General features: G+C 61.0%; 3 protein-coding genes. 2 read left to right on the forward strand and 1 reads right to left on the reverse strand.

Annotation, left to right across the window (positions count from 1 at the left end; genetic code table 11):
- Positions 1–363 precede the first annotated feature (363 nt).
- Positions 364–1,326, forward strand: a complete 963-nt coding sequence (locus NW862_RS12665) for a Gfo/Idh/MocA family protein (protein ID WP_414427246.1) — start codon at positions 364–366, stop codon at positions 1,324–1,326.
- 138 nt (positions 1,327–1,464) lie between these two features.
- On the opposite strand, the gene NW862_RS12670 is transcribed toward NW862_RS12665, so the two are convergent.
- Positions 1,465–2,700 carry an LL-diaminopimelate aminotransferase gene (locus NW862_RS12670; RefSeq protein WP_414427245.1) on the reverse strand — a complete coding sequence of 412 codons (1,236 nt, stop codon included), beginning with the start codon at positions 2,698–2,700 and terminating at the stop codon, positions 1,465–1,467.
- Between the two features lie 158 nt (positions 2,701–2,858).
- On the opposite strand from NW862_RS12670, the gene NW862_RS12675 reads away from it, so the two are divergent.
- Positions 2,859–3,734, forward strand: a complete 876-nt coding sequence (locus NW862_RS12675) for a leucine-rich repeat domain-containing protein (RefSeq protein ID WP_414336084.1) — start codon at positions 2,859–2,861, stop codon at positions 3,732–3,734.
- Positions 3,735–3,856 lie beyond the last annotated feature (122 nt).

The following is a 3,856-nucleotide window of genomic DNA, read 5'->3' on the forward strand; positions in this document are numbered from 1 at the left end:
TTGCTCCCTAGAAATTGTGAAGCAATACATCCAGAATCAGTCAGAGGGTGCTATCCATCCCCACCGTATAGACGGTGAGGAATTCCGCACCTTACGTTAATTTTCACTGGTGGCGGGCCACAATTGATGTCCTCACCCCCGTCCCCTCTCCCTCAGGGAGAGGGGAGTTAGGGAGACGCGTTCGCGACAGCGTTGCGCAGCAATAGCGATGTGACGAGAGGTTTTATTGCTGCTTGAAATAAAGGGGTGCAGCAGGAGTTTCCCTGGGGTGAAGCGAGATCCTGATGGCTAGGTAGTACAAGGGATCCTTTCTATGTGATGCTACAAACAGAGGCAGGCTAGGAGAGGGAACAGACCTTGCGGGTGGGGATCATCGGCACCGGCTACGCGGCTCGCTCACGGGCTGAGGCCTTGCGCAAAGATGGGCAAGTGGAGATTGTGGCTGTTGTCGGTCGATCCCCCGAGCGGAGTGCTACTTTTGCCGCCGAGTTTGGGGCTGTTGCCTATTTCGACTGGTCTTCTCTCTTCCGCGAGCAGCGGCTGGATCTGGTTTTTGTCAGCACCATCAATCGGGATCATGGGGCCATTGCCCGCGCTGCGCTGGAAGCAGGGATCCACACTGTCGTTGAATATCCTCTTGCCCTCAGCCTTGCCGAAGCCCGGTCGCTGGTGCAATTGGCAGCCGAGCGGCGGTTGCTGTTGCACGTGGAGCACATCGAGCTCCTCAGCGGCATCCACCTGTTGCTGAGGCGGGAGCTGGAAGGGCTGGGCAAGTTGTTTGCCGTCCGCTACATCACCCTCACCGCCACCCACCCCGCCCCCGACCGCTGGACCTACCGGCCTGAGCTGTTTGGCTTCCCCCTCATGGGGGCTGTCTCCCGCATTCACCGCTTGGTGGACTTGCTGGGCAAGGTGGAGCGGGTGAGCTGCCAACTGCGCTACGACGGGCCGGATTTGCCCCAGCGCTACAGCAGTTGCTACTGCACAGCCCAACTGAGTTTTGCCAATGGGTTGCTGGCAGTGTTGACCTATGGCAAGGGAGACTCTCTGTGGTGCTCGCAGCGGCTACTGGAGTTCCACGGCCAGCGGGGGGGCCTGCTGATCAACGGCGAAGAGGCGATGCTGTTGCGCGCCGGCAGTGCCCACCCCTTGGAGACGGGATCCCGCCACGGCCTGTTCGAACAAGACACCCGCATGGTGCTGGATCACCTGCGCCACGGCAGCCCTCTCTACGTAGACACCGAAAAGATGCTCCATGCCCTCGCCGTGGCCGAGGCCGCCGAGCGATCCGCCCAAACCCAGCAGGTTGTCCGCGTGGAAGTGTGACCCATTCAACTCCAGAGAACCCTTAGGGGAGAAGTTCGAAAGCGTTTTCAGAAATTGCAGACAGCTATGAAACAGCATGCTGGTTATCCCCCCTCTCCCCCAAGGGGAGAGGAGCTGGGGGTGAGGAGGGCCGGCTGCTCAGCTCCCAAACACGCCGACAATGCGGCGCATGGCTTCTTCTACGTTGGCGCGGCTGTTAAAAGCCGACAGGCGCAAGTAGCCCTCGCCGGCGCTGCCAAAGCCAGAGCCGGGAGTCCCCACCACATGGCAGGTGTGCAGCAGCTTGTCGAAAAACTCCCAACTGCTCAGCCCAGTGGGCGCCTTTACCCAGACGTAGGGAGCGTTGACGCCGCCGTAGGCCTGGATCCCGGCTTTGGCCAACTGCTCGCGGATGATGCGGGCATTCTCCAGGTAAAACTGCACCAAAGCCCGCACCTGGGCCTGCCCTGCCTCAGAATAGACGGCTTCTGCCCCCCGCTGCACGATGTAGGCCACGCCGTTGAACTTGGTGGACTGGCGGCGATACCACAGGCTCCAGAGATCCACCCAGGAGCCATCGGCAGCTTGGCCCCGTAGCGACTTGGGCACCACTGTAAAGGCGCAGCGGGTGCCGGTAAAGCCGGCTGTCTTGGAAAAGGAGCGGAACTCGATGGCGCATTCCCTTGCCCCCGGGATCTCGTAGATGGAGTGGGGGATCCCAGGCTCCGTAATGTAGGCCTCGTAGGCGGCATCAAAGAGGATGAGCGAGTTGTGGGCGCGGGCATAGTCCACCCAGGCCTGCAGATGCTCCCGGGTTGCTACTGCGCCGGTGGGGTTGTTGGGAAAGCAGAGGTAGATGACATCGACTTTTTGCTGGGGCAGGCTGGCGGTGAAGTGGTTTTCCGCCGTCAGCGGCAGATAGACCAGGCCCTCGTACTCACCCCGCTCGTTGGCCGGCCCCGTATGGCCCGCCATCACGTTGGTGTCCACATAGACGGGATAGACGGGATCCGTGATGGCAATGGTGTTGTCGTGACCGAGAATATCCAGGATGTTGCCACAGTCGCACTTGGAGCCGTCGGAGATGAAGATCTCAGAAGCGTCGATGTCGCAGCCGCGAGACTGAAAATCGTGCCGGGCAATGGCTTGGCGCAGCCACTCGTAGCCCTGTTCTGGGCCGTAGCCGCGGAAGGTAGCCCGCTCCCCCATTTCCTCCACGGCCCGGATCATGGCCGTCCGGCAGGCCTCCGGCAGCGGCTCGGTGACATCGCCAATGCCCATCTTGATAATTTGGGCTTCCGGATGGGCGGCAGCAAAGGCCTGTACCCGCCGGGCAATCTCGGGAAAGAGATAGCCGGCCTTGAGCTTGAGGAAGTGGTCGTTGATCCTGGCCATAGGGGTTTGTAGAAGAAGAGGTCATCGGCTTTTCAGTGTAGCTGTTCGCGCTCTAAAGCCTACGGCCCACTCCGTGAACGGGCGGAATCCATAACAGGTTCCGGGCAAAAACTCTGCCTCTGAGTGCTACCCTGGCAAAAGTCCTTGGGAGAGTGAGGATGCAGCAGCAGAAAGGGTGGGCGCTGAGTCTACTGGCAATCTGGGTTTGGCTGAGCTGGGGGATGGGGGTCTGGTCTGCTCCTCTTTGTCAGGATCCCATCTTGCTGCGGCAGATCTTGGCAGCTCTGGGCCGCCCGGACGCGGTGGTGGAGGAGGTGGCTCTTTTTGATTCGGATCAGTGTCTTGTCCAACTGGTATTGGATCGCCAAGGGTTGAGGGGATCCCTCCCTCCCGAAATAGGCCGATTTCGCCGGTTGCGAGCCTTGTCCCTCAGCCTCAACCAACTTTCCGGCCCCATCCCGCCCGAGCTGGGGCAACTGAGCCAGTTGGAAAACCTGTTTCTCGATTACAACGAACTTTCCGGCTCCATCCCACCCGAGCTGGGGCAGTTGCAGAACCTGCGCGGCCTGTTTTTGGATCACAACCAGCTCTCTGGGTCTATTCCCCCCCAACTGGGCCGGCTGATCCGCCTGGAAAACCTCATCCTGCAAAACAACCGCCTCAGCGGCTCCATTCCCGACCAACTGGGCCAGATGAGCTCCCTCAGAGGCCTGTTTTTGGATGGCAATCAACTCTCCGGCCCCCTTCCCCCCCAACTGGGGCAACTGCGCAACCTGGAAAACCTCTACTTGTCGGACAATCGCCTCAGCGGATCCCTGCCCCCCGAGCTGGCACAACTGACCCAGTTACGGGATCTGCGCTTGGCACGCAACCAACTCACGGGAGAACTGCCGACCTTTTTGGCGGAACTGCCCCGGCTGGAGCGGTTGCAGATCGAGGGAAACGCCGGCCTCTGCCTGCCGGCTGCCCTGTCCAAGTGGTTTGCCGGCCTCAACCAAGGGGACCCTCTGCCGGCTCCCATCTGCTCGCGGTAGCTTTCTCGGTTGTCCCTCACCCCCAGCCCCTCTCCCTGAGGGATATCCCTCACCCCCAGCCCCTCTCCCTGAGGGATATCCCTCACCCCCAGCCCCTCTCCCTGAGGGATATCCCTCACCCC

The sequence above is a fragment of the Synechococcus sp. H55.8 genome, from assembly GCF_047462375.1.
In the GTDB taxonomy this organism is placed as follows: Bacteria; Cyanobacteriota; Cyanobacteriia; order Thermostichales; family Thermostichaceae; genus Thermostichus.

Bases quoted from the DNA above. Each gene is read 5' to 3' on its own strand.
- NW862_RS12675 (WP_414336084.1), top strand. From the start codon at position 2,859: ATGCAGCAGCAGAAAGGGTGGGCGCTGAGTCTACTGGCAATCTGGGTT.
- NW862_RS12670 (WP_414427245.1), bottom strand. From the start codon at position 2,700: ATGGCCAGGATCAACGACCACTTCCTCAAGCTCAAGGCCGGCTATCTC.